Source organism: Dyella monticola, from assembly GCF_003363155.1.
Taxonomy (GTDB): Bacteria; Pseudomonadota; Gammaproteobacteria; order Xanthomonadales; family Rhodanobacteraceae; genus Dyella_B; species Dyella_B monticola.
Genome location: NZ_QRBE01000001.1, coordinates 362,577 through 389,273, shown reverse-complemented (window position 1 = coordinate 389,273; position 26,697 = coordinate 362,577). Strand labels below are relative to the sequence as shown.

Sequence of the window (26,697 nt, the reverse complement as noted above, 5' to 3'; positions counted from 1 at the left end):
ATTTTGCTTGCCGCAATGCAACTTAAAGCTAATGACGAATCGGTTACCCTTCGCCAAATTTGCCCGCTAAAGGCCTGCCAATAACAGGCCGATTACGGCCTTGTAGTACACGTTTTATGGAAGCATCCATGGCAACTTCGATTCGACCCGTTTCACAAACCCGCTCCTTCACCACGATCTTCCTGATCGAGATGTGGGAGCGCTTCGGCTTCTACGGCATGCAGGTGTTGATGGTCACCTTCATGATGAAGAAGCTGGGCTTCATCGATACCAAGGCCAACCTGGTCTGGGGCGCGGCGGCGGCACTGATCTACGCCACGCCGGCGATCGGCGGCTGGGTAGGCGACAAGTTGCTGGGGACACGGCGCACAATGGTGATGGGCGCGGTGATTCTCGCGCTCGGTTACGCGATGCTGTGGATTCCTTCGAATAACGCCTACGTAACGTATCTGTCCCTAGGCGTGATCGTCGTCGGCAACGGTTTCTTCAAACCCAACTCCGGCAACCTGGTGCGCAAGATCTACGAAGGCGATGAAACGCGTATCGACAGCGCCTTTACCATCTACTACATGGCCGTGAACATCGGCTCGATGATTTCGATGACGGCGACGCCCTGGATCCGCAATTACATCGGCGCGCGCTATGGCGACGATCTGGGTTGGCATACCGCGTTCGGCGTCTGCTCCATCGGCATGGTTCTTGGCCTGATCAATTTCACGCTGATGCGGCGCACGCTGGCGCACATCGGCTCGCCGAGCGATGACCGCCCGGTCGACGTAAAGCGACTTATCGCCGTGCTGGCGGTTGCACTGGTGATGGTTTTCATCGCCGCGTTCATCCTGCAAAGCGAAACGGTTGCGAAGTGGTGCGTGTATGCGGCGGGTATCGTGATCCTTGGCATCTTCGTCCACCTTATCCGCAGCAGCCATACCAGCGAACGTGCAGGACTCACCGCAGCGCTGGTGCTCACGATCCAGACCATCTTCTTCTTCATCTTCTATGCGCAGATGGCGACCTCGCTGAATCTGTTCGCGCAGCGCAATGTCGATCTGTCGTTCAGCGTGTTCGGCTTCCATCTGTTCACCTGGATTCCCGAGCAGTATCAGAACTTGAACTCCATCTGGATCGTGCTGCTGAGCCCGGTGCTGGTGTTCATCTACAACTCGCTGGGCGCGATCGGCAAAGATCCTTCCGTGGCGACGAAATTCGCCTGGGGTTTTGCGGCGGTGGCGTTGGGCTTTTTCATGTACGGCTTTGGTGCGAACTGGGCAGTCCATGGCCAAGTGTCTTCGTGGGTGATGGTTTGGGGTTATGGCCTGTACTCCCTGGGCGAGTTGCTGGTGAGCGGCCTGGGCCTGGCGATGATCGCGCGCTATGTGCCCGCGCGCATGGGCGGCTTCATGATGGGCGCTTACTACGTGGCCGTCGGTATTTCACAATACCTGGGCAGCGTGATGGCCAACATCGCGCACATTCCGGATAACATCACCGATCCGCTGCAGTCGCTGACGATTTACACGCACCTGTTCAACATCCTCGGCTTCGTCGGCGTGGGCTGCACGGCGGTAGCGGTTGCCATACTGCCGCTCATGAACAAGCTTTCTGCCACGCATTCAGATCCGGCCACCAATCATGAGCCGCTGCCCGCCGTGCGCAGCGAGGAATTCAACACACCTTGATACGTAGCCCCTCTCCCATTCTAGGAGAGGGGCCTGTTAGGCTGCGGCGATGCCGCAACACCCACTCAAACAACCCATTGGTCCCTTCGCACTGACGCGCGCGCTCGCATGGCTGCGCCTGTGCGCCATCGCCGGTCAGAGCACAGCGGTGATGATTTGCTCGTGGTGGATGCACATCGACATCCCCACCTTATCGCTGTTCCTTGGCATCGACCTGCTTGCCGTGTTCGCGGTGTTTGCCGCATGGCGTATCGGCCAGCCGTGGCCGGTGCGCGAATGGGAGACAGTGTGTCATATCGTCGCAGACACACTGGTACTGGTTTACCTGCTCTATTTCACCGGCGGCGCGAGCAATCCCTTTATCACCCTGCTGCTGGTGCCCATCGCACTTAGCGCGGCAGCCTTGTCGATACGCGCGGTACTCGCCGTAGCCGCCATTGCCGGCACGGCCTACTTCGTACTGTTGCGCTGGCATGTGCCGCTGCCCATTAACGAGCAGATGCGCAGCGACTATGGCTTCTCGCTGCATGTCGCGGGCATGGGCGTGAACTTCTGCATCACGGCACTGCTGCTCGGCTTCTTTATCAACCGGCTGGCCACCGCTGTGCGCGTGCAACAGCAAGAGGTGCAGCGCGTGCGCGAACGCGCGCTGCGCGATGAAGGCATCATGGCCATTGCCACGCAAGCGGCCGGCGCGGCGCACGAATTGAACACGCCGCTATCGACCATGCGCACATTGCTGCCTGAATTGCGGCGCGAACATGTCGCGGACATGAGGTTGAACGAAGACCTCACGCTGCTGGAAGATCAGGTGGAACGCTGCCGCATGATTCTTCGCGAGATGGTCGCGTTCGGCAAAGCGCAATTGTCGCAGGACTTCGAACGCCTCGCGCTTGCCGATTTCATCCGCGGATGCGTCGAACGCTTCCAGCTCTTGCGCCCCGAGGCAGAGTTGGAGCTGCATGTTGCGCCTCAGATCGAACAGCTCGTACTTCGATCACCGCCCGGATTGCGCCACGCCTTGCTCAACCTGCTCAACAACGCGGTGGACGCGTCAAACCTGCGCGACTCCAGCAGCGTGACGCTGGAAGTGCGTCGCGACAAGCAATGGCTGGAGTGGATCGTGCGCGATCGCGGCCCAGGCTTTGCCACCGCCGGCACGCGTACCGCGATTGGCGAAAGCGGCAAGCAGAGCGGCCTGGGTATCGGGCTGGCGCTGGCAGAAGCCACCGCCGAACGGCTGGATGGTGAATTGCTCGCCACCAATACCGAAAGTGGCGCGGAGGTGTGTCTGCGGCTGCCGCTCTGGGCCATCCACGATGAGTGAGCGCACAATCTCCATATCCGGCAAAATAGATAGGCTTATGGCTGGAAATCGCTCATGAATCACCCCAATCCCGTCCCCACCGCCCGTCCGCTACTCATCGTGGATGACGACGCAACCTTTGTACGTGTGCTCACCCGCGCCCTGACGTCGCGCAATTTCGAGGTAATCAACGCCAGCAGCACCGGCGAAGCACGCGCCCTCGCCCAGCGCCACCAGCCCCGTTACTGCGTGCTCGATCTGAAGCTCGGCGAGGAAAACGGCCTGCGCCTGATCCCCGAATTGCGCGAGCTGGTGCCCGACCTGCGCATTCTGCTGCTCACCGGCTACGCCTCCATCGCCACCGCCGTGGAAGCCATCAAGCGTGGTGCACACGATTACCTGGCCAAGCCGGTCGACGCCGACGCCGTGGTCCGCGCGTTGCTCGAGGGTAGCGATGCGGCACCACAAGCCGAAGACGAAGTGATCGACGCCCCCGAAGCACCGCTGGCCTTGCGCCGACTGGAGTGGGAACACATCCAACGCGTGCTCACCGAATGCGATGGCAATATTTCGGAAACGGCTCGGCGACTCGGCATGCATCGCCGTACCTTGCAGCGCAAACTGAGCAAACATCCGGTGCGTGAACGGCCGTAATGCCGGGCGACGGCTCAAATACCAGGAATATTTGAGCCGCCGCGTCGTACGTAATCGCTAAACGACGCCGCTTGTTCAACCTGCTACGGCGTTATGCGCGTAGCAATGCCGTTGCCTTGAGAAAAGGCACCCCCTGGACTGTTCTCGGAATTCGTAACGCCGGTGACGGCAGTGACCTCATTTCCGCCTGCGGCACACACAGGGCTGCCAAGCGTCATATTAAATGATGCGTGCGAGCCACTAATGGGGGCCGAAATTGAAAGCCCCCCAGGGGTAAGGAAATATCTAGCTTGCAGATCACCATACTCCACGGTGGAGATCGTCGCAGAAGAAGAACTACCCAGAACGAGAGAAACGATACCCTGGAGGCTCGAAGTATCAACCAGCCACTGCGTACTCCCACTGGACGAAATCCAGTCAGCCAACACCCCACCACATGTGCCTTGGGCGCGGACGCCGGGAGACGATGCGAGGGCGCCCATAACTCCCAGCAAGAGAACGGCCATGCCTCTAAAGCTCTTGATTCGATGCAGCATATAACCTCCTCAAATGGCAATGAGGCCTCGAAAGCAGGCCTATCAATCCCGACTGAGAAACGGATTAGCTTACAAAGACAAGAAACTTAGCTCGAATGCCAAGCGCTTGCGGCTTAGCGATGCGAGTATAAATGCGCACCGTTAAAGGCACGTCATCGGCGCGTTAATGCATGTAGTATTGCGCTATTGCACGACGACGCCGTCAAGCGCAATTCGTAGCTTTGCTTTGGGAGTATCGGGTCGCAGTTCGATCCTCCGGAAGTATTCGTCGTTGGCAGCGCTGGGAACATCGAATCTCCAGCTACTGCAACCGCTATTTGCCATGCTGCAACGGGCGATGCGCTTTCCTTCAAACCACGCCTCGAACCCCATCGCCATCGACTTGCCACGATTGGCGCGATGAAGATCGAGCTCAACATGCAGCGTTCGCTGCGCATCATCGCCACTCGGCACAAACACTGTCGCAGCATCGGAAAGGCTCATGAGACCTTCGCCCGTCGCGTTCCATCCCCGACCGAGCAACAGGCGTCCGGCACCGTCGGGTGCAAAATCGCTTTTGAATGGAAGCTCAAATGACAGCGCCGACGTAGTGCTTCGCATATCGATGGCCGGCGCAGGCAAGGGCGACGTCCAACCCGGGGCCAACACGTTTTTGCCATCCAATTGGAACAACGCGGCGCGCTGGGCCGGGATGGCTTTGCGCGCCACCGCCACCTCCCGGTCGTCGAGCACGTAAAGCGTTCGCTCGCTCAACTGATCGCTCAACAACGCTTGCTGCCCAGCGTTGTAGCGCACAAGGAACCCGTCCATATCGATACGCGCCAATTGCACGCCATCCATACCCATGCGGTGGCTGTTTGCATAGAAAGCGAGTTGCTCCCAGTCATTGCGCTTTGATAGCGGCAGCACGCTGAGCATGGTGTAGCGCTGGCCCGCTTCGTCCCAAAACGCGCCGCGAAGACCCCATGCCGCTTGATCATGAGCGCGTGCCGACAGCATCGCATGCAAGCTTGAAAGGCCCGAACCGATATCCACGCACTGCAAAATGGCGGCGCATACCAGCACCACCTTCTGCCAGCGTAGCGAACACACTTGCAGCAATACATACAGTGCCGCGAGCAAGGCGACGTAATAAGCGACCCAGAACAAACGCCCTGTCGACTGAAGGGGAATGCGAGAAAGCGCATCCCACCATTTCTGGGGCAATGGCATATGCCATTGCAGCGCGCCAATCCCGATATTGCAGGTGATGGCGGTTACGGCCAGCAGCACAGCCATCACTATCAGGGAAACCGGCAAGCGCAATGACCTGGGCGCAGACCTTCGCATCAACGAAATAACCGCCGCCGACAGCATGATGGCCAAGCCGCCCGCGCCGAAGTAATTGAATCCTTCGTACTCACCCGCCGCTTGCGGGAAGTTCAGGCCAAGCGTGGACCAACCATCCCCGTTGATAGGCGCCAGCACATTCATCTTGTAATAGCCGAAGCCTTCCGCCTGCGTGCCGTGGCCCGAAACCATGAACAGCCCGGCCAGCCACGCGGCGAGCAGTGCTACCACGATCACGGGCCAAATTTGCGATAGCACCGTTTTTAAACGCGATGCCCACACGCCAGGGGCCGCCAGCAACATCGTTCGATAACCATGCACGACATCCGCCACCCAGATTGCTGCTGCGATAGCGAAGAGATACGCATGAACCATCATCGCCACGGCCAGTAATACCGTCCACCCGATCGTTTGGCGTTTTCGATCGGTCCGAAGACATAGATAGATCGCAGCCAACACGACCCAGTGGCCAACCAGCGCCATGTGTCCAGCAAGCCGCACCAGCATCGGCGGCGCGAACACAAAAAACAGCACGCCCAATAGTTTTACCAGCGCATCGCAGGTCGCCAGTCCAAGCAATCGCCATGCAAACCAGGCTTGGAGCACGAAACACGCAAGCACCCACAAACCAAAATATTGGAAAGGCACCGGCAACCACGATGCCAGCGGCTTGAACACCATCGCCAGCAGCGGAATGGAGTCCGAGTAATAGATCGACGTATGTAACCCTGCGCCGTAAAGCGGGTTGGAGCCCAGTGGCCAGCTCCACGGTGCGTGACGATAAAATGCCCAACCCAGGTAGCTCTGCGCCAGATCACCATGCGTCAGCCAACGGACGTTGCCCGGCTGCAGCATGGCAACGCCTGTGATCCATACACACGCCACTACGCCGATGAGGACGGGCACCGGCCACGAATCAAGAATGCGGGATATCCGTCCTGTGCTTGCCACTGCTACGCGCACCGCTTTTTGAAAGGTGCATGAGCATTACACATTGGCCGACGCGGCAACACTTGCCGTTATCGAGCGCGCGTTGTTCTTCGCTCGAATCACAAAACGGTCCGTTCTCCAGGGAGGACTAGGGAGCACCCCGATGATCCGACGGATCTAGCTCATCGGCATAAATCGCCACATGCGGTATGCCATCGGCAGTGATCCAGCCCCGGTACATGCCATCGGTGTTGAAGGGCATGGCGATGGTGCCGCTCGCATCCAATGCAATGGCTCCGCCGCTCCCGCCCATGGCAGGAATGTCTCGATTGATCACGTCGGTGGCCGCGCGTTGCAGCGATTCATTCAGCGTCGATACCTTCATGCAGATTGTGTGGGCTGCCATGGCACGTATGTAGAACTCGCCCCACCCCGTGCCTGAGACTGCGCAATGCGCATCGGCATACGTGCCGGCCCCGATGATCGCCGAATCGCCGACGCGCCCCCAGCGCTTGTCGTTCATGCCGCCGGTGGAGGTACCCGCGGCGAGATACCCTCGCCGATCGAGCGCCACCGCGCCAACGGTGCCGAAGTGCTCGGTCGGGCCGGTGTCTTCCTTCAACGCCCGTTGCCGTTGCTGCCAACGCTCTTCGGTGCGGAAATAGGAAGGATCGACCGATGCGATGCCCCGCTCCTTCGCGAACGCTTCGGCGCCATCGCCGATCAGCATGACATGCGGCGAATACTCCATAACCGCACGTGCCAGCAGGATCGGATTTTTCACTTGCGCTACGCCCGCCACCGCCCCCGCACGCAGGCCGTCGCCTTCCATCACGGCGGCGTCCATTTCGTTCTTGCCATCGTGGGTGAAGACCGACCCTTTGCCGGCGTTGAAGTGCGGATCGTCCTCAAGCACCACGATAGCTGCCATTACGGCATCGATGGCCGGCCTGCCGAGCTTAAGCAGGGCATGCCCTTCCTGCAGCGCCCTGACCAAGGCCGCGTGCGCGGCTTTTTCCTTCGCCCGATTCATGTCGCGCTTGATCACCCCCGCGCCGCCATGAATGACCAATATCGGCGTGGCAGTTTGCATCATGGCGGCTACTCCCCAGCGCGCTGAGCACAGTCAGGAGACAGTAACTTCGCACGTCCAATGCGTGCCCTGCCGTAGCGTTTTGAAGCCATTGGACCCCGGCGTACGGCGGCTTGAGGCCTTACCGGTGCGCCCTTCGATGTTTGTACAGCATGTCCCGTCACCGATCCGTCGTATCCTAATGGACTACTGGTCCCCTGCAATAAAGGCATCCCTCATGGAAAAGGTCTACGCAAGCGCAAGCAAGGCTCTGGATGGTCTGCTGTTCGATGGCATGACCATCGCGGCCGGCGGTTTTGGTCTTTGCGGCATTCCCGAAAACCTGATCGGCGCCCTGCTCGCCGCCGGCACCAAGGGTTTGACGATCGTCGGCAACAACGCCGGCGTGGACGATTTCGGCATGGGGCCGTTGTTGAAGACGCGCCAGGTGAAACGCGTGTATGCCTCCTACGTGGGCGAGAACAAGGAATTCGAGCGCCAGGTGTTGGCCGGAGAACTGGAACTGCACCTGGTGCCGCAAGGCACGCTGGCGGAAAAGTTGCGCGCCGGCGGCGCGGGCATTCCGGGCTTCTACACGCGCACGGCATTCGGCACCAAGCTGGCCGAGGGTAAGGAAACCAAGCGCTTCGGTGAGAAGGAATACGTGCTGGAAGAAGCCATCCACGCCGACGTTGCCATCGTGAAGGCATGGAAGGGCGACCGCCTCGGCAACCTGGTTTTCCGCAAGACGGCGCGCAATTTCAACCCCATGATCGCCACCTGCGGCAAGGTTTGCGTGGCAGAAGTGGAAGAGCTCGTCGAGGTGGGTCAATTGGAGCCCGATCAGGTCCACGTGCCAGGCATCTACATCGACCGCATCGTCAAAGGCGAAAAATACGAAAAGCGCATCGAATTTCGCACGATCGCCGGCGCCAACACCGGCAAGGAAAGCCCGATCCGCATGTCAATGGCACAGCGCGCAGCAAAAGAGTTGCGGGATGGCTTCTACGTAAACCTCGGTATTGGCATTCCCACACTGGTGGCCAATTTCATTCCGCCAGGCATGGATGTGACACTGCAATCGGAAAATGGCCTGCTGGGCATCGGCCCGTTTCCGGACGACGCGCATATCGATCCGGATCTGATCAATGCCGGCAAACAGACGATTACCGCGCTGCCCGGTTCGAGCTATTTCTCCAGCGCGGAATCCTTCGCGATGATTCGCGGCGGCCACATCGACCTGTCGATTCTGGGCGGCCTGGAAGTGTCCTGCACCGGTGATCTCGCCAACTGGATGGTGCCGGGCAAGATGGTCAAAGGCCCCGGTGGTGCCATGGACTTGGTCAGCGGCGTGAAGCGCGTCGTGGTGCTGATGGAGCACACTGCAAAAGACGGGTCGCCGAAGATCAAAACACAATGCGACCTGCCACTCACCGGCAAGCAGGTCGTGGATTTGATCATTACCGATCTGTGCGTATTCGAAGTGGCGAAGGGCAAAGGTTTGACCTTGCTGGAGCTGCAGCCGGGCGCGACGGTGGATGACGTAAAGGCGAAGACGGGATGTCCGTTTGAGGTGCATGCGTCGTTGCGTTGACGTGTCTGGCGCTGGCCGCTAAAGAACCACCACCCCCACCCTAACCCTCCCCTGCACGCAGGGGAGGGAACCACGACATACTCCTCTCCTGCGACGCTTCATCACACGAGAGGGTTTACGCGGTAACCGGCAACGGCTTCGGAAACCGAATCTCCGCCACATAACGATTGCCGCCTTGGACGTGCAAACTCAGCGGCCACGCAAATCGCTCGCTGATGCGTTGCGCGATGGCGTATTCGAAACCGTGCTGCCCCGCTGCCGCGGAGCTGTTTTCCTCGCTGGCCAGGGCACTCACGCTCACCATGCCAGGTTGCACGGTGATCTGCACGGTACCTTGCCCGGTGTATTGGCTGGCGTGGCGAATCAGTTGCCAGCACAGCACTGCAAACACGCGCGGCGAGCCGTGCAAGGCGAACGCGGCCGGTTCCTCCAACTGCAATTCGATCGGGTGGCCGTGCAGCATTTCACGCGCGTTATCCAGTTCATCACGCAGCACCTCGTTCACCACGAAATCCTGTTCGCCCTGACCGTTGTCCGCTTCGCGCGCGAGGATCAGCAACGCCTCCACCAGCGCTTCCATTTCGCGCGTGGCGCGACGTATGCGCTGCACGGAACGCATGCCGAAATCGCTCAGCTCCGACTCGTCAGACAACATGTCGGTGGACATCTTGATGACGGTGAGCGGGCTGCGCAGTTCATGGCTGGCGTCGCGAGTGAAGTTGCGCTCGCGTTCGTTGTAGCCGGCGATGCGGCTGGCGAAATTGTGGAAGCCGCGCGCCAAGGTGGCGATGTCGCTATTGTCCTGGCGCAGGCGATCCGGTTGCAGGGCGTCCAGATCGGCCTGCCCCTCTTTCCAGTTGCCGACCCATTGCGCCAGCGTGCTGACCTGCCGCCATGTGCGTTCCGTCGCCAGCCAGGTGAGCGAGCTCACGATCACGATCAACAACAGCACGGCGGCGGCCGGTGCAACGTTGTAATACCCCATCAGACAAACCACAGCCACCGCCACGAGCTGCATGCCGAAAATCAGCAGCAGCCTGCGTTGAAAGCCGCCGCGCACGCGTGTGGCGCGCGGCACCGGGGCACCCGTTGTGGTCATATTGATGTCGGGCGGTTACGCGATGTGGCTGGCGGGCGTTGTCTCTGCCTCTAAGTCGGCCAGACGGTAGCCAGCCGAGTGGATGGTATGCAGCAAAGGCCGATCGAACGGCTTGTCGATCACTCGGCGCAGATTGTAAAGGTGCGAGCGCAAGGTATCGGAGTCGGGCAGCGTATCGCCCCAGATTTCGCGTTCGATATCGCGGCGGCTGACCACCCTCGGCGATTCCCGCATCAGAATAGCCAGCAGCTTCAGGCCGATCGGGGACACCGTCAGCTCCTGCCCGGCACGGGTGAGCCGAAGGGTGGCCGTGTCCAGGGTCATGTCGCCCACGGTCAGCACTTCGCTGGATACCTGCCGGCGGTCGCGCCGAATCAGGGCGCGCAGGCGCGCTTCCAGCTCTCGCACTTCGAAGGGCTTGACCAGGTAGTCGTCCGCGCCGGCCTCCAGGCCTACCAGCTTGTCCTCCAGGGTATCGCGCGCGGTGAGCATCAACACCGGGGTGGATTTCTTGGCGTCGCCGCGCAGCTTGCGGCAGACGTCCAGGCCGTCGATGCCCGGCAGCATCAGGTCCAGTACCACCACGTCGTAGCTATTGGACACCGCCAGGTGCAAGCCGCTGACACCATCTTGAGCAAAATCAACGGAGTAGCCACGCCGCTCCAGGAATTCGCCCACCATTTCCGCGATCTGACGGTTGTCTTCTACAAGAAGGATCAGCCCTGCATGCTCGTCACGTGAACTCATGGTCGCCTCGCCAACTAGGGGTCTTCACATTTGTGAAGGCTAACCGCTAGGGTGGTAAGAGCGATGTGAATTTCAGTGAATGAAAACGTCGTGGCCGCACAATTACAGCAACGGTTCAAGTTTTGGCCACACATTTCCCAGCACCAGCGGCTCGCCAGTGGCCACCGGATGCAGGCCGTCCTCCTGCATCAGCGCAGGCTTCAGGGCGATCCCTTCCAGCAAAAAGGGCACCAGCGCGGTGTGTTTTTGGCTGGCCAGGTCGGCGTACACCGCACGCAGCCCATCGCGATAGCGCGGCCCGTAATTCACCGGCATTTCAATGCCCAGCAGCAGCACCTTGGCGCCGGCGTGCTGGGCCATATCGATCATGGCGGCGAGGTTGCTGCGCAGGTCGGCCAGCGGCAGTCCGCGCAGCCCATCGTTGGCGCCCAATTCGATGATGACCACGCGCGGGTGGTATTGCGCCAGCAGGGCTGGGAGCCGGTTGCGTCCACTGACCGAGGTTTCGCCGCTGATACTGGCATTGATCACCGACCAGCCCGGCTCCATTTGCTTGAGACGTACTTCCAGCAGATGCACCCAGCCGGCTTCTACCGGAATGTTGTGTGCAGCGGACAGCGAGTCGCCCAGCACAAGTACGTTTTTCGCGGGTGCCGCCTGCACTGCACCGATAACGCAGCACAACAGCACGAACAGACAAAGGAAGCGACGCATGAGTGGTGGTTCTCGTCCAGTGGTTGCAAGACACGTGCTCGATGTTCGCGATGTTAGCAAGTCGGTGATCGGTCCCGAGGGAAGGCTGGATATCCTCAGCAACGTGGTGATGCAGGTGAGCGAGGGTGAGAGTTTCGCCATTGTCGGCGCGTCGGGCTCGGGCAAAACCACCCTGCTCGGCTTGCTTGCCGGCCTTGACACGCCCACGCACGGCAGCATTCAACTGGACGGGCACGCGCTGGAGACGCTCGATGAGGAGGCACGTGCGGATCTGCGACGCCGACTGGTGGGTTTCGTCTTCCAATCGTTCCACTTGCTGCCGGCGTTGACGGCCGAACAGAACGTGATGCTGCCGTTGGAACTGGAAGGCCAATCCGACGCGCGCGAAAAGGCGCATGCGGCGCTGGACGCCGTCGGCCTCGGCTCGCGCCGCAAGCATTACCCCGCGCAGCTTTCCGGTGGCGAGCAACAACGCGTGGCGATTGCGCGCGCGTTCGTACACAGCCCGCGTGTACTGTTTGCGGATGAGCCCACCGGCAATCTCGATCGACGTACGGGGCGGCACGTTTGCGACCTGCTGTTCGCGTTGAATCGCGATCATCAAACAACACTGGTGCTCGTGACGCACGACCTGCAATTGGCCGAACGCTGCGTGCGGAGCGTGGAATTGCAGGAAGGCCGCTTGGCGCCTTTGGAGCGACCTGCATGAAGATCCTGCTGCTGGCCTTGCGCACGCTGCGGCGCGAATGGCATCTGCCGGAACTGCGCACGCTGGCGGCGTCGCTGGTGCTGGCGGTGGTGGCGTTGGGCGTGGTGGCCACGCTCACAACGCGCATGGAGCGTGGTGTGCTCGCTAGCGCGGCCGAATTGATCGGTGGCGACGTGGGCGTGTCGGCGCCCGAAACCATTCCAGCCCCATTTGCGCAAATGGGCGAGCAGCGTGGTTTATCGGTGACCCGCACGGCGAGCTTTCCCAGCGTGGCCTTCGCGCAGCAGCAAAGCCAATTGCTGGACGTGCTGGCGACCGACACGGCTTATCCGCTGCGCGGCACACTGCTGATTGCCGATGCACGTGGACAGCAACGCGTGACGCACGGGCCAGCGCCGGGCACGGTGTATGTGGATCATCGCGCGCTGGTCGGTCTGCAGCGGCGCGTGGGCGATACGGTGCAATTGGGTGGCCGCGATCTGCGTATTGCCGGTGAACTGATGCAACAACCGGATGGTGGCGAGCTGGTGGCCATGGCGCCGCGTGCGCTGATGAATCTCGATGACGCAGACCGCGCCGGGCTGCTGGGTGTCGGCAGCCGCGCACGGCATTACGTGCTGCTGGCCGGTCAGCCTGCCGCCGTGCAGAGCTGGCGTAGCTGGGCCCAATCGGCCACGTTACCGCAGGGCGGTGAACTCATCACACCCGAGCAAACACAGGAGCGCATGCGCAACGCCTTCGATCGCTCGGATGCGTTTTTGCGCTTGACCGCGCTGCTGTCGGCGTTGCTTTCAGGTGTTGCCATCGCGTTGGCGTCGCAGCGTTATGCACGGCGCAAGACGGGCGAAGTCTCTTTATTGCGCGCACTGGGCACGTCGCGTGCGCGCGTTTTCGGTTTGTTGCTCGGCACGATGGGTGGCCTGGCGTTGCCTGCCGCCTTGATCGGCGTAGCGCTTGCGCTGCTGCTGGCGCAAGGCGCCTGGTACTTCGCCAGCCAGCTTTTTTCAGGTGTCCCCACCGTGTTGCCCGTGTTGCCGTCACTCGCCGCCGCAGGCATGGGCATCGCGGTGCTGGTCGGTTTCGCGTTGCCGCCGCTGGTGCGGCTGGCGGACGTGCCGCCGGTCGCGGTGTTTCGCGCCAGCATGGCGCGTCGTATTCGGCGCTTCGATGTGCTTTATCTCATCCCGGCCGTCGTAGCATTGGCATTGATCTGGAATCTCAGCGGTTCGGCCAAGCTTGCCGGTATTCTCGCCGCGAGCTTGCTGGGTGTGGCCGTGACGGCCGGCTTGCTTGCTGCGTTGTTGTTGTGGATCGCGCGGCGCATCGCACCTGGCGGCCATCCGGCATTGCGGCTGGGCATGGCTGCGCTGGCGCGTCGACGCGGACTGAGCATCGTGCAAGCCACGGCGCTGAGCATGGGCCTTACCGCATTGCTGTTGCTGGCGGTGGTCGCCCCGGCCTTGCTGGACGGTTGGCGCAAGGAGCTACCCAGCGATACGCCCAACTGGTTCGTGCTCAACCTGCAGGATGATCAACGCGCCGATTTCAGCAAGGCGCTGGCGCGCATCGGCGCCAATCAGCTCAACATGATGCCGCTGGCGGTCGGCAAGCTCACGGCCATCAACGGACATCCCATCGACAGCCTGCATTTCAAGGACGAACGCGCAAAAGATTGGAGCGATCGGCAGCTCCGCCTATCATGGTCCGATGAACTGCCGCCAGCCAATACAGTGATCGCAGGCCAGTGGTTCACACCGCATCCGGCGCAGGCCGAAGTGTCGGTGGATACGATGTGGCGTGACATGTATGCGCTCAAGCTTGGCGACACCATGCGCTTCGATGTCGGCGAAGGCCAGATCGATGCACGCGTAACCAGCTTTCGCCACGTGGACTGGACATCGTTTCGCGTGAATTTCTTCCTCATGCTGGATCCCACCCACGCCAGTGCACTGCCGCACACCTGGCTTGCCAGCTTTTACCTCCCACACGGACATACCGAGGCCTTGGCAGCACTCTCGCGCGATGATCCGAACCTCAGCCTGGTGGATGTGGATGCGCTGCTCGATCGCGTACGTGACATCGTGCAACGCGTGACCAGCGCCGTACGCTGGGTGCTGGGTTTCAGCCTGCTGGCCGGTGCTTTGGTGCTGGCTGCCGCACTGGCCACGAGCGGTCAGGAACGCCGCCATGAAGCCGCCTTGCTGCGCACGCTAGGTGCGCGACGTGGTTTGCTGCGCATCGCGGCCGCCTGCGAATTCGCCATGCTCGGCTTGATTGCCGGCATCACCGCCGCACTCGGCGCGATGATCGGCGGCTGGTGGCTGGGGCGCAGCGTGTTCCACATCAAAGACTTCATGCCGCAGCCGTTGCCGCTGGCATGGTCTGCCCTGGCTGCGGCGGTGCTGGTGATGCTGCTTGGATTGGCGGGCACGCGCAAAGTGACCCATACGCCGCCGATGCGATTGCTGCGGGCCGAGTGATCGTGCCCCCTGCGCGCAAGCAGGGATAGGGTGGGGTTGCGTGCGCTCGCTGCGTGGTTTGTACTCTGCGCAAGACGGCTTCACTCCACCCGGCCCTCCCCTCCTGCTCGGCGGGGAGGAGCAAATCGCGCAACGACAAGGATCCAGGCATGTACACCCTGTACTACTCCCCCGGCACCGCCAGCATGGTCGTGCACCTGGCGCTGCTCGAACTCGGCGTGGAGTACCGTCTTGAACTCGTCGATCTGAAGAACCGTGGCCAACATAGCGACGCGTACCTGAAGCTCAATCCGGGCGGCAAGGTACCAACCTTGTTGATCGATGATCGACCGGTGTACGAATCGGGCGCGCTGCTCATCATTCTGGCCGAGCGCCATCCGGAATCGGCATTGAGCCCACCTGCCGGCACGCCGGAACGCGATGCGTGGTTGCAATGGGTGGTGTTCCTGAGCAATACGCTGATGTCGACCTATCGGCTCTGGTTTTATCCAAACGAGTGGGCTCACGATGAGGAACCATCGGACATTCGCGCCGCGGTGCAGGCCAAGATCGAAAGCGTGTGGGACAGGTTGCAAGCACACCTTTCGGCACAGGGACCGTATCTGCTCGGCAGCACTTTTTCCGGTGTTGATCTCCTGCTGACGATGCTGATGCGATGGTCCCGCAACATGCCACGACCGGCGACGGATTGGCCTGCGTTGAAACGGCTGGCCGATGCGGTGCGTGCGCGGCCAAGCTGGAAAAAGCTGTATGCGCTGGAAGGTTTGACGGAGTGGTGAAAGCGATTATTCAAATCTTTCCCCTGTGCATCAGAGCCTGTGGATTCCCGCTATCGCGGGAATGACGGCACAGATAAAGATACGGATGATGGCCACTAACCTGTTCAATCGGCACCCATGGCTCAAGCGCATCAGGCACGAATGGCTGCTGCTGTTGTTCGCAGCCCTCGCCGTGCTGCTGGCTTGCGTCGATCCGCAACCCTGGTCACGCTACAAGACGTGGCTGCAAATACCGACGCTGTGCGGCCTGCTGGGTTTGCTGATCGCCATCCAGGGCATCCGTGACAGCGGGCTGGTGCAGCGCGTTGCCGGCATGCTGGTCATGCACGTGCATTCACTGCGCGGTGTCGCACTGCTGTTGGTAAGCATGACGGCGGTGCTGTCGATGGTGCTCACCAACGACGTAAGCCTGTTCCTGATGGTGCCACTGACATTGGCCATTGGCAGCATGTCGAACTTGCCGGTCCTGCGCATGGCTGTGCTCGAAGCGCTGGCGGTGAATGCCGGCTCCACGCTCAGCCCGATCGGCAATCCGCAGAATCTTTTGATCTGGCAGCATGCGCAGATACCGTTTCCATCGTTCATCATGCATCTGTTGCCGGCCGCTGCAGTGATGTTTTTGCTGGTCGCCGCACTCGCCTGGTTCTGGATGCCGAAAGAACGGGTCGCGTTGCATGCCGACCGGCTCGACGGCCATGGCGTTTCGAGGGCCATGGCAACGCTATCCATCCTTGCGCTCGCGTTGATGGTGCTGATGATGCAATACCATCAGGCCCCCCTGGGTGCACTGGTGCTGGTGATTGGCTTTGCGCTGTTTTCGCGCCGCACGCTCGCATGCATCGACTGGCTGCTGATGGCGACCTTCGCCGCGATTTTTCTCGGACTGGGCCATTTCGCGACGCTGCCGATCGTCGGCCACGCGCTCGACACGATCAACGTCCAGCAGCCGCTGGCGCTTTTTCTAAGCGGCATCGTCAGCTCGCAGCTGATCAGCAATGTACCGGCGACCGTACTGCTGCTCGATCGCGCCAAGGACGCCCTGGCGCTGGCCGTGGCGGTGAATGTGGGGGGCTTCGGCGTGGTGATCGGCTCGCTCGCGAACCTGATTGCGCTGCGCCTGGCAAAACAGCCGCATGGTATGCGGCTGTTTCATGAGGTATCGCTACCCTTCCTGCTGGTTTGCGCGCCGCTGGTGTATCTGGTGACGCGCCTGCTGGCTTGAGCGATCAGTCATCGTCGTCATCATGCGGCACGCTTACCTTGCCGCCAATATCACTGTGCGAGACGTCGCCGCTGCCTTTTGCGCCCACGACGAAATCGCCGCGCACGTCCCGCACCACCAGGTCGCCGGAACCGATCGTGCCGACATACACGTTGCCGCCCACGTGCTCCAGCGTGATATCGCCGGAGCCGACGCTACCGAAGTTCACGCCATTGCGGATATTTCGCGCCTTGACGTCACCCGACCCGACAGACCCCGCGCGCAGGCTGCCGACGTCGGAAATCTCCGCATCGCCCGATTCAACCGAAAGGGACACTTCGCCGGAGATATCGTTGATGTGCAGATCGCCCGAGTCGGAATGCACCTGCAGCTGCGTCAATCCGCTGAGGTAGGCATCGCCGGAATTGGTATCGACGCTGACGGCGACGTTCGCAGGCAATTGGGCTTGCAGGTCGAGGTAAGCGTAAGAGACACCGAATACGCGCACATTGAAACTGTGGTGTTCGCCGACTTCAATGATGAGCTGATCACCCTCGCGATGCGAGGTGACTTGCAGATTGTCCAGCTGCTCCTGCGAGGAGGCGCAGGCGCGCCCACTGAGCTGCAGCCCGGCCGCGCTGTTGCTGCCGGCCAAATGCAGGTCCTGGCTGTGCAGTTCGATTTCTACGCGGTGCACGCCGTTCAGATCGTCATGCAGGTCGCGGGGCGCGGAGTACCGGCATTCCGCCCCCATGGCGGATAGCGGCAAGAGGACCAACAAAGCAAGTAGGTAACGCATGCGAGATCTCCCGGAGTGTTCGATGACTTCAGATGCGTGGCGCGGATAAAAGGTTGAAGGCTCGCCCCACTGGACCGCCCTAACGATGTTCCTCGGCTTTGGCTTGCCGCCAGAGTGCTTCCTGTTCGTCCAGCGCCAGCGAGGAAAGCGAGCCACCCTTTCCGGCGGCCAATTGTTCCATACGGCGAAATCTGCGCTCGAACTTGGCGTTGGCGCCTTTGAGTGCCCGGGCAAAATCCACCCCGGCATGACGCGCCAGGTTGACCGCCACAAAGAGCACGTCGCCGATCTCGTCTTCCAGCCGGGCCGGGTCGGAACCGGCCTCGAACTCGACGGCGACTTCGGCCAGCTCTTCGTGCAGCTTGCCAATCACCGGCCGATGGTCGGGCCAATCGAAACCGAGCGTGGCGGCACGCTGTTGCAGCTTTAGCGCGCGCTGCCATTCGGGCTGGCCGCGCGAGACGCCGGCAAGCACGCTGTCGTCAGGGATTGCGCTTTTCGCGGCGCGTTCGGTCGCCTTGATCTCGTCCCAGGCGCGCTTCTGTTCCTCGACGTCGGCATACGTGACATCGCCGAATACGTGCGGATGACGACGCAGCATCTTGTCACTGATGGCGTGTGCCACGTCGTCGAAATCGAACAGACCTCGTTCTTTCGCCATCTGCGAGTGGAACACCACTTGCAGGAGCAAGTCGCCGAGTTCGGCGCGCAAATCATGCCAATCCTTGCGATCGATGGCCTCGGCGACTTCGTAGGCTTCTTCGATGGTGTAGGGCGCGATGGTGCTGAAATCCTGCTGCAGATCCCACGGACAGCCACTCTGCGGATCGCGCAAGCGCGCCATGATGGCAAGCAGGTCGGCGAGGCTGTGCCGTTTAGCGGAATCCATCCACGTTCCTCATGACCGTCGCACCGGCGACGAGGTGGGAAATGTCACGGCAATCCCGCTTCACGCAGGCGTGCGGCCCAGTCGATACCCGCGTCGCCCACGGCGAGGAATTCCGGATTGAGCAACGATTCGCCACGGTTGTAGTGCAGCGGTACACCGTTGAGATCGAGCACTGCGCCACCGGCCTCTTCCAGTACGCATTGCGCGGCGGCGGTGTCCCACTCGCTGGTAGGGCCGCGGCGCAGATAAACATCGGCCGAACCGCGTGCGATCAGGCAGAACTTCAGCGACGAACCCAGCGCATGCAACTGGAATTCCTCACCCAGCAAACGGCGCAGCGTGAGTTCTGACGAACCGCCATGCGAGCGACTGCCGGCAGCGACCGGCGGATTGGCAAGCTCGCGCGTGGAAATGCGCTCCCACTCTGCATCGCGTTGAACTTGCCACCACGCGCCGTATCCGCGCGCGGCTGCGAACAATTCCTCGGTGACAGGCGCGAGCACCACGCCCAGCACCGGCTTGCCGTTTTCAATAAGCGCGATGTTGACGGTGAATTCGCCATTGCGCTTGACGAATTCGCGCGTGCCATCCAGCGGATCGACCAGCCAGTAACGCGACCATGCGTGGCGCTCCTGCCACGGAAGCTGGCTTGCTTCCTCCGACACCACGGGCAGCACGGGATCGAGCTCCGCAAGGCCCGCGACGATAACCTTCTGCGCGGCCAGATCGGCGGCGGTCAGGGGTGAATGATCGGACTTCATTTCGACATCGAAGTCTTCGCGGTAAATGGCCATGATGGCGTCGCCCGCGCGGCGTGCCAGCAAGCCGATGTCGAGCAGGAGTGGATGATCAGGTGTGTGGGTCACGCAGGCGTCCGGCAAGGTATTCGCGCGCAAGGAAAAGCGCGGCAATGGAGCGGCCTTCGGTGACATCGTCCCGCGAGACCAGGTTGTGCAGTTCGGAAAGTTTCCAGGGCACCACTTCGAGCGGCTCGGGCTCATCACCCTCCAGGCGCTCGGGGTAGAGATCCTGCGCCAGCACCACGTGCGCCATGTGCGTCATGTAGGAAGGCGACAGCGAGAGGTTGTGCAGGATCTTGAGCTTGCGTGCGCCGTAGCCGACTTCTTCCTTCAGCTCGCGGTCGGCGCCCTGCTCCACGGTTTCATCCTTGTCGAGACGGCCCTTTGGCAGCCCCAGTTCGTAGCGATCCACGCCGGCGCCGTATTCGCGCACCAGCAACACGGTTTCGTCATCGAGCATCGGCACGATGATCACCGCGCCCAGGCCATGGCCCTTCAAGCGTTCGAAAGTGCGCCGCTGACCGTTGGAAAACTCCAGATCCACCTGCTCGGCGCGGAGAAACCGGCTGGAGTCGAGGTCGCGCGTCGCATGGATGATAGGGTAGCGAGGTGGCATATCGGAATTGTAAGGAGAACGGGGTACGGGGAACAGGGAACCGGGCTACGCGTTGGCCATCGCAAAACGCTGCAGCGCCTGCGCGTGGATGGCGGGCGTTCCGGCCAGCACGCTGCGTGTATCGAGATTCAACGACTTGCCCTCCAGATCCGTGAACACGCCGCCCGCTTCGCGCACTATCACCGCCAGCGCGGCCACGTCGAGGATGTTCACATCCGACTCGATCACCAGGTCCAGGGCGCCACGTGCAAGCAGGTGATAGTGACAAAAATCGCCATAACCGCGAATGCGGTTGCTGTCGCGGATCATCGCGCCCAACACCTGCCAGCGCGCATCGGCAGTAAGCGTCTTGACGTTGCCGATGGAAAGCGACGCCTGCGCCATATCGAACGTGGGTGCGACGCGAACACGCTCGCCGTTGAACCACGTACCACCACCGAGACTCGCCCACATCGTTTCGCCATAGATCGGCGCACTCGACACGCCCAACACCAGTTCGCCCTTGTGCATCAGCGCGATCTGGGTGGAGAAAAAAGGCGTGCGACGCACGAAGCTCTTGGTGCCGTCGAGTGGATCGACCAGCCAGAGCCGTTCGGCATGATCGTCGTCCAGGCCAAATTCCTCGCCATAGATCGCCGCACCCGGCAGCGCCGAGGCGAGGATGTTACGTATCGCCTGCTCTGCTTCGCGGTCTGCCACCGTGACGGGCGTGGCGTCGGACTTGATTTCCACCTCCACGCCGCGACGCCAGTAATGCCGAATTACTTCACCGGCGGCTTCTGCAGCTTCGCGCGCGGCGTTCAGTGCCGCCTCCCATGGCTGGTCGTTCATGATGTTCGGGTCGTATTCCATTGCGCCAAACCGCCACGATAGCGGAGTTCGAGCGTGCCGTCCGCTGCGGGCTTGCCCAGGCTCTCGAGCCACGGCCGCACCACCGGATCATCGCGGCGCGGGACCAGGCGCAGGTCCAGATCCCAACCCAGCGGACTGAGAGATAGCCGTCCAGCCGTCTGTACGGCTCCGGTGCCGTCGTCGCTGAGCGTGGCGTGCAGCACCCCCGCCTGACCGGTCACCGCCAGCCGTAACGTGCCCAGCGGCACATGGCCCGCAGGCGTGCGCATCACGGCATGGGACCAGGTACCGGCCGCATCGAGCTGCATCGGCCAATAGCCTTGCAGTTGCACCTGCGGAGCCTGCAGATCGAGCTGACCTTGCGGCTGCCCGCGCAGCAAGGGTTGCGGGCCGAGCATGCTCATAGCCATCGTCAGGGTCACGTCACTGAGGTCGATCTGCGTGGACGAGGCACGCTCTAGCTGCCCCTGCAAGCGCAACTGCGGCTGGCGCAGGTCCACGTGAGCCCGGATCTGACCCAGCAGGGCGCGATGCGAGAGCGTCCATGCAAGGCTGCCGAGCTGCGGGCCGCCCGCGATGGACACCTGCTCCGCCCGCCCCTCCCATACCGTGCCGCTCACGCCTTCCACGCGCACGCCACGTAGCTGCGCTTGCAGCCAGGGCAAGGCCCACCGCGCCGGCATGAACCAAACCAGCGCGGCCAGGACCAATATCGCGATCACTAATGCGGCAAACCATCGTTTCACTACCCACTCCAACGGGATACAAAAAAGCGCCCAGGCGCGCGTTCGCGCCCTGCAAAACGCCTAGAAATGCGGCGCGGACACCGGTCTTCAGCGAAAAACCCGTGGTGTCAATGCTTGAGCAGCACCGCCGCTACCCCGATCATAGCCCGATGACCGATCAGCTCGATGCGAACGCCGCCCTCGCCCAGCGCGACCTGCGCCATATCTGGCACCCCTGCACGCAGATGCACGATCACCAGCACGTACCCATGGTGCCGATCGTGCGCGGCGAAGGTCCCTGGCTGATCGACGCGCAGGGGCGCCGCTACCTGGATGGGATCAGCTCCTGGTGGACCAATCTGTTCGGCCACGCCAACCCGCGCATCGCCGCCGCGCTGGCCGAGCAGGCCAGGACACTGGAACACGTGATCTTTGCCGGCTTCACGCATCCGGTGGCGATCGAGCTGGCCGAGCAGTTGGTCCAGATCACGCCGCCGGGCCTGGAGAAGGTCTTTTTTGCCGACAACGGCTCGGCAGCGGTCGAAGTGGCGCTCAAGATGAGCTTTCACTATTGGCTCAACCAGGGGCATGGTGAGAAGACTCGCTTTATCGCACTCACAGGCAGCTATCACGGCGAAACGCTCGGCGCGTTGTCGGTCAGCGATGTGGCGCTGTATCGCAAGACCTACGCACCACTGCTGCTCACGCCCATTCTCGCGCCCTCGCCGGATGCATATGAGGCCGAACCCGGTGAATCGCCGGAGCAGGTCGCCACGCGTCGCCTGGAAGCCATGCGCATTTTGCTGGAGCGCCATGCGCACGAAACGTGCGCGGTGATCGTGGAACCGCTGGTGCAATGCGCAGGCGGCATGCGCATGCATCACCCCAGCTATCTCACCGGGCTGCGCGCATTGTGCGATCACTACGGCGTACATTTCATCGCTGACGAAATCGCCGTGGGCTTTGGGCGCACCGGTACGCTGTTCGCGTGTGAGCAGGCGCACGTCGCACCGGATTTCATGTGCCTGTCCAAGGGACTGACGGGTGGTACGCTGCCCCTTTCGGCGGTGCTGACGACGCAACATGTCTATGATGCGTTTTACGCGGAATACAACGCGGGCAAGGCGTTCCTGCATTCGCACAGCTACACCGGCAACCCGCTGGCATGTCGCGCCGCGCTGGAAACGCTGGCGATTTTTCGTGATGAGCCAGTGCTCGAACGCAACCGCATGTTGTCGGCACATCTGGCTAAACGGCTTGCATCGCTACGCGACCATCCGAACGTTGCTGACGTGCGTCAACGAGGCATGATCGCCGCCGTTGAGCTGGTAGCCGACAAGGCCACGCGGCGCGATTTTCCTGCCGAAGAACGACGCGGCCTGCGCGTCTATCTGCACGGACTGGAACACGGCGCGCTGCTGCGTCCATTGGGCAACGTGATCTACGTCATGCCGCCTTACGTGGTGGGCGAAAGTGAGATCGACCATCTCGTGGATGTGGCCGTCACGGGCATAGCGCGCGCCGTCAAGGACGACTGACTGCTCAGCCCGTTCCTTTTCGCAGACCCGAAAACCGCACTAATTGCCGGCTTGGTTACCGTGCAAGGTAATCGCGGGATCAAGGTCTCTCAGCGCTGGACCTAAGGTCCGGGCCCCTGTGGCATCTATATCGCTCTTGCTATAGGAGCGCCCTGTCACTGGCAGACACTCGCCTTTCTTGGCAGGAATCAGGCTGCCCGTATCGCGTATGCAGTTGCGATCACCCGGCTTGATCGGCGAATGGTTGGCCGTGGGGGCGGTGGGCGATGTACCGCTCATGGGCGCATTCTGGTTCTGCGCCCATAGCGGTGTTGCAAACCCAAGCGTCAACAGGGCGGCGGAAAGAAGCAGTCTGGACATGGAAAACCTCCTCGCTCGCAGCGTGGGGAAACGGCGAGCCTTACGGGGTTAGACCATGCTGATACGCCACCCGCTCCATCGCAAGCCCCATGGACAACGCTTGTGTTCAGATGGCTGAATACACATCGGCGGTACCCTGAACAACCGGCTTCCTTCGAACGCTCATGCGCACGACCCGCATTCACATCGATCAACCCCTGGCGCTCGCTATGGACCTGGCGTTGCCTGCGCAAGCCGCCGAACATGTGGCGCGCGTGCTGCGCATGAATGCGGGCGACGCGCTCACGGTATTCAACGGCGACGGTTACGACTACCGCGCAACGCTTACGAGCGTGGGCAAGCGCGATGTGATCATCCGGATCGACAGCCGCGAGGAAATTGCGAACGAATCCCCGCTCCAGCTCACCCTGGCGCAAGCTGTTGCGCGCGGCGAAAAGATGGACCTGATCGTGCAGAAAGCCACCGAACTGGGCGTTGCGCGCATCGTGCCGCTCTTTACGGAACGCTCGGAGGTGAAACTGGATGCTGCGCGCGCGGAAAAACGCTTGCAGCATTGGCAGGCGGTGGCCGCCAGCGCGTGCGAACAAAGCGGCCGCGTGCGGATTGCGCACGTGATGCCCGCGCAACCGTTGCAGACCTGGCTGGATGGCCTGGCGGACAGCGATACGCAGCGCCTGGCCTTGCTCCCAGAAGGAACGTTACGGGCGCGCGATGTGCGCCTGGGTGCCACCGGCGCGTTGCTGGTGGTGGGGCCGGAAGGCGGCTTGGGTGAGCGTGATACCGCCTCGTTGCGTGAAGCTGGTTTTCAAGGGCTGCGCCTAGGCCCGCGGATTCTGCGTACGGAAACGGCGGGGCTGGCGGCGCTGGCGGCCCTGCAGGCGCTGCACGGCGATTTCTGACCCCATGGTCTTGGAGGGTGTTTGGGCGGATGGCACATCCCACCTCAACACGTGCCCCTACCTCGGTGTCATTCCGGCACCTTCGCCGGAATGACACTGGGTTACATTTCAGCTTGACGGTAGCCCGAAAGAGAAAAGCTCAGCTCGCCTGCCGCAGCAGCTCAGTCACTTCCATTTCGATGCCTTCCAGGTCCGGTATCACCGCGATGTCGTCGCGTACCAGCACCTGCGCTTTGACACCGCGCGGCAAAGGCTTGCCGTCGTGGGTGGGAATGATCAGCTCGGCATTGAGCGTGGTCAGGCGCGGGAAGCCCTGCGTAACGACCGCGACGAAAGGTACGTCCGGGTTATCGCCGAGCGCCTTGAGCACGGCCACGCGCACGCTCAGCTCCGCATCGCCCTCTTCGGCGCCGGCCAGCTTGGTGAACGACACCAAGGGCACGCGCCAGCCGCGCCAGGCAATACGGCCGAGCAACCACTCAGGCGCACCGGGGACGGGTTCGGGCGCGGAGAAGGTGATCACTTCGGCCACGGTGGCGTTGGGCAGCAGCATGCGCAGGTTGCCGACCGGCACCAGCACGCAGCGGATTTCGCGGGGTAATGGCTGCTCGCTCATGGAAATCCTCTAATCTTCAGGCGGAATGGAACAGCGTATCGGCCAGGTGCTCGGCGAGCTCCAGCGGCGACCCGGAAAAGCTCGCCAGATGTTCGGCCAGCACGCCATTGACCATATCGGTGTAGTGATCGCTGGATGAGGCTTCCACCCATACCTGCCCGCCACGATCATGAATGGCTTGCGCACCGGCCACCGCATCGGTGGCTTGGCCCGCAAATACGATCGCCAACGCATCGCGACCGAATACGCTCGCGGCCATGGTGAAACTGCTGTCGATGGAAGGCGACTGCCCGCTGGCATCGTCGGCAGCGACCTGCAATTCCACACGTCCATCGCGCGTAATGCGCACCTGCTGACCACGCGGTGCTACCACTACTTCGCCGTTGCGGGCGCGCAAGCCGGGGGCAGCGACTTTGATCGGCAATGCACAACGCGCCGTCAGCGATGCCGCCAATTGATCTGGCGAAAGCGGGCCATGATGCTGCGCCAGCAATATAGGCAGTTTGAAATCGTCGGGCAGCGCAGCGAGGAACGCGATGAGCGAGTCGCCGCCGTCACTTGCAGCGCCAAGCACAAGTATGCGCGTGAGCACGCTGCTCAGCTCGGTGAGGTGCGTCTCGTGCGGCTGATACTCTTCTCTGGGCGCGATGGCTTGCTCGATCGACTCCAGCTCCAAGCTCATGCCGGGCTCGATGAATGATTCAGCGCCTTCGAGATGTTCGACATCCGGTGCCAGGTAATCCGCGGCGCTCATCTTTTCCACGCCGAACGGCTCTTTGCTGCCAGGTGACTGGGAGACCGCGAGCGAGTCTTCTTCCACGAAGCCCCATTCCGGCGCAACGGGTGTGGGCGTCTGCTGCGCGAGCGTCGCCTTTTCCAGCACCGGAGGTGTCACTTCTTCTTCGAACGATGCGAGCGAGAGGTGATCCAGATTGATGTTGAACGGCGGCGGCTCGGCGCGCGATGGCGACGGTAACGTTGCTTCGACAAGCAGCTCGGCGTGCGACGGCGACGGTGGCGCTGCTTCGACGGGCGCCTCCTCGTGCGGTGCGGGCTCACTGTCGTGATCGTTCCAGCCGAAATTGCCGTCATGCAACGACGGCAGTTCATCGTGCGCGTTGTATTTGAGGCCCGAACCGAATTCGTTCTCCTGGACGTCCGATGGCTCGTCGGACGCCAGCAAGGCTTCCAGTTCGGCGGCCAGCGTTTCGGAGGTTTCCGCGGTGACGTGGGCCTCTTCGGTTTCCCGCGGCTCATCGGCAGACGGTGCTGCGATAGGTTCCGGCTGTTGTGCGGCTTCTTCGGGCTCGATCGGCACAAGCGGCGCATCCACCACTCGGGCGTTGTCGGGGCGCGGCGGATCGATGTCTTCCGTGCTGAGCGCCTTGGCGGCCAGGTGACGCGCCCAGCGCGCACGATCCCAGCCACCCAGGCCGCCACTGGCCTGCGCGTCGTTGAAGACCACCGGAATATCGCCCGAACCGGCCAGTTCGTAGATGCGGTCCAGCGCGGCATCGTCGACCGATTCATCCAGGTTCACGACCAGCACGTCGACGCCGGCTTGCCGCAGTTTGTCTGCATCGAAGCTGTTTACGGGACCTTCGTGCGCAATCCGGGCACCGTGCTCGGAGAGTGCGCTGCGCAAATGACCACCCAGCTCAACATCGTCGAACAGCAGCGCAACCGCGGTAACCTCTGAAGCTGCCTTCATATTGCCGACACCCTCGAAAGCCGGGCAGATCCACCCGACGCCGCATGCGTGACATAGGCGGAC

24 protein-coding genes are annotated in these 26,697 nt (G+C 61.9%); 10 read left to right on the top strand and 14 right to left on the bottom strand.

Annotation, left to right across the window (positions count from 1 at the left end):
* Window positions 1-128: 128 nt before the first annotated feature.
* From DWU98_RS01520 to DWU98_RS01510, 3 genes are read left to right on the top strand one after another with little or no spacing between them, the layout of a single operon-like run.
* Window positions 129-1,679 (top strand): peptide MFS transporter, encoded by a 1,551-nt coding sequence (locus tag DWU98_RS01520; protein ID WP_115494135.1) that lies wholly within the window; start codon window positions 129-131, stop codon window positions 1,677-1,679.
* A gap of 49 nt (window positions 1,680-1,728) precedes the next feature.
* Window positions 1,729-3,006 (top strand): ATP-binding protein, encoded by a 1,278-nt coding sequence (locus DWU98_RS01515; protein ID WP_115493705.1) that lies wholly within the window; start codon window positions 1,729-1,731, stop codon window positions 3,004-3,006.
* Window positions 3,007-3,060: 54 nt separating this feature from the next.
* Window positions 3,061-3,639 carry a response regulator transcription factor gene (locus DWU98_RS01510; RefSeq protein ID WP_115493704.1) on the top strand — a complete coding sequence of 193 codons (579 nt, stop codon included), beginning with the start codon at window positions 3,061-3,063 and terminating at the stop codon, window positions 3,637-3,639.
* A gap of 719 nt (window positions 3,640-4,358) precedes the next feature.
* On the opposite strand, the gene DWU98_RS01505 is transcribed toward DWU98_RS01510, so the two are convergent.
* Complete coding sequence (locus tag DWU98_RS01505) at window positions 4,359-6,410, bottom strand: DUF6311 domain-containing protein (protein WP_115493703.1); 2,052 nt, start codon at window positions 6,408-6,410, stop codon at window positions 4,359-4,361.
* 172 nt (window positions 6,411-6,582) lie between these two features.
* Window positions 6,583-7,530, bottom strand: coding sequence for an isoaspartyl peptidase/L-asparaginase family protein (locus DWU98_RS01500; protein ID WP_115493702.1), 948 nt, complete (start codon window positions 7,528-7,530; stop codon window positions 6,583-6,585).
* Window positions 7,531-7,744: 214 nt separating this feature from the next.
* Here DWU98_RS01500 and DWU98_RS01495 point away from each other — a divergent pair, with 214 nt between their 5' ends.
* On the top strand, window positions 7,745-9,100 hold the full coding sequence (locus DWU98_RS01495; protein ID WP_115493701.1) for a 3-oxoacid CoA-transferase subunit B: 1,356 nt from the start codon (window positions 7,745-7,747) through the stop codon (window positions 9,098-9,100).
* A gap of 115 nt (window positions 9,101-9,215) precedes the next feature.
* On the opposite strand, the gene DWU98_RS01490 is transcribed toward DWU98_RS01495, so the two are convergent.
* The 3 genes from DWU98_RS01490 to DWU98_RS01480 all read right to left on the bottom strand — a co-directional run bounded on the left by DWU98_RS01490 (window position 9,216) and on the right by DWU98_RS01480 (window position 11,660).
* Entirely contained in the window at window positions 9,216-10,199 is a 984-nt protein-coding gene (locus tag DWU98_RS01490; RefSeq protein ID WP_115493700.1) for a sensor histidine kinase, read from the bottom strand.
* Between the two features lie 15 nt (window positions 10,200-10,214).
* Window positions 10,215-10,946 (bottom strand): response regulator transcription factor, encoded by a 732-nt coding sequence (locus DWU98_RS01485; protein WP_115493699.1) that lies wholly within the window; start codon window positions 10,944-10,946, stop codon window positions 10,215-10,217.
* Between the two features lie 102 nt (window positions 10,947-11,048).
* On the bottom strand, window positions 11,049-11,660 hold the full coding sequence (locus DWU98_RS01480; protein WP_115493698.1) for an arylesterase: 612 nt from the start codon (window positions 11,658-11,660) through the stop codon (window positions 11,049-11,051).
* On the opposite strand from DWU98_RS01480, the gene DWU98_RS01475 reads away from it, so the two are divergent.
* The 4 genes from DWU98_RS01475 (at window position 11,659) to DWU98_RS01460 (ending at window position 16,850) form a co-directional block, all read left to right on the top strand.
* Window positions 11,659-12,369, top strand: a complete 711-nt coding sequence (locus DWU98_RS01475) for an ABC transporter ATP-binding protein (RefSeq protein WP_115493697.1) — start codon at window positions 11,659-11,661, stop codon at window positions 12,367-12,369. The two genes, DWU98_RS01480 and DWU98_RS01475, sit on opposite strands and share 2 nt — an antisense overlap.
* Window positions 12,366-14,849: an ABC transporter permease gene (locus DWU98_RS01470; protein ID WP_115493696.1), complete on the top strand. Its 2,484-nt coding sequence runs from the start codon at window positions 12,366-12,368 to the stop codon at window positions 14,847-14,849. The genes DWU98_RS01475 and DWU98_RS01470 overlap by 4 nt, the downstream gene beginning before the upstream one ends.
* 149 nt (window positions 14,850-14,998) lie before the next feature.
* On the top strand, window positions 14,999-15,628 hold the full coding sequence (locus DWU98_RS01465; protein WP_115493695.1) for a glutathione S-transferase family protein: 630 nt from the start codon (window positions 14,999-15,001) through the stop codon (window positions 15,626-15,628).
* Between the two features lie 88 nt (window positions 15,629-15,716).
* Window positions 15,717-16,850 (top strand): SLC13 family permease, encoded by a 1,134-nt coding sequence (locus tag DWU98_RS01460; protein WP_425480206.1) that lies wholly within the window; start codon window positions 15,717-15,719, stop codon window positions 16,848-16,850.
* A 4-nt stretch (window positions 16,851-16,854) separates the two neighbouring features.
* On the opposite strand, the gene DWU98_RS01455 is transcribed toward DWU98_RS01460, so the two are convergent.
* From DWU98_RS01455 to DWU98_RS01430, 6 genes are all read right to left on the bottom strand, one after another.
* Entirely contained in the window at window positions 16,855-17,628 is a 774-nt protein-coding gene (locus DWU98_RS01455; RefSeq protein ID WP_115493693.1) for a DUF4097 family beta strand repeat-containing protein, read from the bottom strand.
* A 79-nt stretch (window positions 17,629-17,707) separates the two neighbouring features.
* Entirely contained in the window at window positions 17,708-18,517 is an 810-nt protein-coding gene (gene mazG, locus DWU98_RS01450; RefSeq protein ID WP_115493692.1) for a nucleoside triphosphate pyrophosphohydrolase, read from the bottom strand.
* Between the two features lie 44 nt (window positions 18,518-18,561).
* Complete coding sequence (cysQ, locus tag DWU98_RS01445) at window positions 18,562-19,383, bottom strand: 3'(2'),5'-bisphosphate nucleotidase CysQ (protein WP_268990227.1); 822 nt, start codon at window positions 19,381-19,383, stop codon at window positions 18,562-18,564.
* Window positions 19,367-19,933: an ADP compounds hydrolase NudE gene (gene nudE / locus DWU98_RS01440; RefSeq protein WP_115493690.1), complete on the bottom strand. Its 567-nt coding sequence runs from the start codon at window positions 19,931-19,933 to the stop codon at window positions 19,367-19,369. The genes cysQ and nudE overlap by 17 nt, the downstream gene beginning before the upstream one ends.
* A gap of 45 nt (window positions 19,934-19,978) precedes the next feature.
* Window positions 19,979-20,764 carry an inositol monophosphatase family protein gene (locus DWU98_RS01435; RefSeq protein ID WP_115494134.1) on the bottom strand — a complete coding sequence of 262 codons (786 nt, stop codon included), beginning with the start codon at window positions 20,762-20,764 and terminating at the stop codon, window positions 19,979-19,981.
* The gene (locus DWU98_RS01430) at window positions 20,761-21,531 is read right to left on the bottom strand and encodes a type II secretion system protein N (RefSeq protein WP_147293173.1); all 771 of its coding nucleotides are present in this window, start codon (window positions 21,529-21,531) and stop codon (window positions 20,761-20,763) included. Before DWU98_RS01430 ends, DWU98_RS01435 begins: the two co-directional genes overlap by 4 nt.
* 110 nt (window positions 21,532-21,641) lie before the next feature.
* On the opposite strand from DWU98_RS01430, the gene DWU98_RS01425 reads away from it, so the two are divergent.
* Entirely contained in the window at window positions 21,642-23,048 is a 1,407-nt protein-coding gene (locus tag DWU98_RS01425; protein ID WP_425480212.1) for an adenosylmethionine--8-amino-7-oxononanoate transaminase, read from the top strand.
* Between the two features lie 39 nt (window positions 23,049-23,087).
* Here DWU98_RS01425 and DWU98_RS01420 read toward each other — a convergent pair whose 3' ends face one another.
* Window positions 23,088-23,408 carry a hypothetical protein gene (locus tag DWU98_RS01420; protein WP_230474612.1) on the bottom strand — a complete coding sequence of 107 codons (321 nt, stop codon included), beginning with the start codon at window positions 23,406-23,408 and terminating at the stop codon, window positions 23,088-23,090.
* A 164-nt stretch (window positions 23,409-23,572) separates the two neighbouring features.
* Here DWU98_RS01420 and DWU98_RS01415 point away from each other — a divergent pair, with 164 nt between their 5' ends.
* The gene (locus DWU98_RS01415) at window positions 23,573-24,307 is read left to right on the top strand and encodes a 16S rRNA (uracil(1498)-N(3))-methyltransferase (RefSeq protein ID WP_115493688.1); all 735 of its coding nucleotides are present in this window, start codon (window positions 23,573-23,575) and stop codon (window positions 24,305-24,307) included.
* Between the two features lie 139 nt (window positions 24,308-24,446).
* Here DWU98_RS01415 and DWU98_RS01410 read toward each other — a convergent pair whose 3' ends face one another.
* Window positions 24,447-24,923: a chemotaxis protein CheW gene (locus DWU98_RS01410; RefSeq protein ID WP_115493687.1), complete on the bottom strand. Its 477-nt coding sequence runs from the start codon at window positions 24,921-24,923 to the stop codon at window positions 24,447-24,449.
* A gap of 16 nt (window positions 24,924-24,939) precedes the next feature.
* Window positions 24,940-26,634 (bottom strand): chemotaxis protein CheB, encoded by a 1,695-nt coding sequence (locus DWU98_RS01405; protein ID WP_115493686.1) that lies wholly within the window; start codon window positions 26,632-26,634, stop codon window positions 24,940-24,942.
* Window positions 26,635-26,697 lie beyond the last annotated feature (63 nt).

Coding starts and splice junctions, on each gene's coding strand:
- DWU98_RS01420 (WP_230474612.1), bottom strand. CDS start 23,408: ATGTCCAGACTGCTTCTTTCCGCCGCCCTGTTGACGCTTGGGTTTGCA.
- DWU98_RS01470 (WP_115493696.1), top strand. CDS start 12,366: ATGAAGATCCTGCTGCTGGCCTTGCGCACGCTGCGGCGCGAATGGCAT.
- DWU98_RS01460 (WP_425480206.1), top strand. CDS start 15,717: ATGGCCACTAACCTGTTCAATCGGCACCCATGGCTCAAGCGCATCAGG.
- DWU98_RS01405 (WP_115493686.1), bottom strand. CDS start 26,634: ATGAAGGCAGCTTCAGAGGTTACCGCGGTTGCGCTGCTGTTCGACGAT.
- DWU98_RS01510 (WP_115493704.1), top strand. CDS start 3,061: ATGAATCACCCCAATCCCGTCCCCACCGCCCGTCCGCTACTCATCGTG.
- DWU98_RS01455 (WP_115493693.1), bottom strand. CDS start 17,628: ATGCGTTACCTACTTGCTTTGTTGGTCCTCTTGCCGCTATCCGCCATG.
- nudE (WP_115493690.1), bottom strand. CDS start 19,933: ATGCCACCTCGCTACCCTATCATCCATGCGACGCGCGACCTCGACTCC.
- DWU98_RS01475 (WP_115493697.1), top strand. CDS start 11,659: ATGAGTGGTGGTTCTCGTCCAGTGGTTGCAAGACACGTGCTCGATGTT.
- DWU98_RS01500 (WP_115493702.1), bottom strand. CDS start 7,530: ATGATGCAAACTGCCACGCCGATATTGGTCATTCATGGCGGCGCGGGG.
- DWU98_RS01495 (WP_115493701.1), top strand. CDS start 7,745: ATGGAAAAGGTCTACGCAAGCGCAAGCAAGGCTCTGGATGGTCTGCTG.
- DWU98_RS01425 (WP_425480212.1), top strand. CDS start 21,642: ATGCTTGAGCAGCACCGCCGCTACCCCGATCATAGCCCGATGACCGAT.
- DWU98_RS01485 (WP_115493699.1), bottom strand. CDS start 10,946: ATGAGTTCACGTGACGAGCATGCAGGGCTGATCCTTCTTGTAGAAGAC.
- DWU98_RS01415 (WP_115493688.1), top strand. CDS start 23,573: ATGCGCACGACCCGCATTCACATCGATCAACCCCTGGCGCTCGCTATG.
- DWU98_RS01435 (WP_115494134.1), bottom strand. CDS start 20,764: ATGAACGACCAGCCATGGGAGGCGGCACTGAACGCCGCGCGCGAAGCT.
- mazG (WP_115493692.1), bottom strand. CDS start 18,517: ATGGATTCCGCTAAACGGCACAGCCTCGCCGACCTGCTTGCCATCATG.
- DWU98_RS01490 (WP_115493700.1), bottom strand. CDS start 10,199: ATGACCACAACGGGTGCCCCGGTGCCGCGCGCCACACGCGTGCGCGGC.
- DWU98_RS01480 (WP_115493698.1), bottom strand. CDS start 11,660: ATGCGTCGCTTCCTTTGTCTGTTCGTGCTGTTGTGCTGCGTTATCGGT.
- DWU98_RS01520 (WP_115494135.1), top strand. CDS start 129: ATGGCAACTTCGATTCGACCCGTTTCACAAACCCGCTCCTTCACCACG.
- DWU98_RS01515 (WP_115493705.1), top strand. CDS start 1,729: ATGCCGCAACACCCACTCAAACAACCCATTGGTCCCTTCGCACTGACG.
- DWU98_RS01465 (WP_115493695.1), top strand. CDS start 14,999: ATGTACACCCTGTACTACTCCCCCGGCACCGCCAGCATGGTCGTGCAC.
- DWU98_RS01410 (WP_115493687.1), bottom strand. CDS start 24,923: ATGAGCGAGCAGCCATTACCCCGCGAAATCCGCTGCGTGCTGGTGCCG.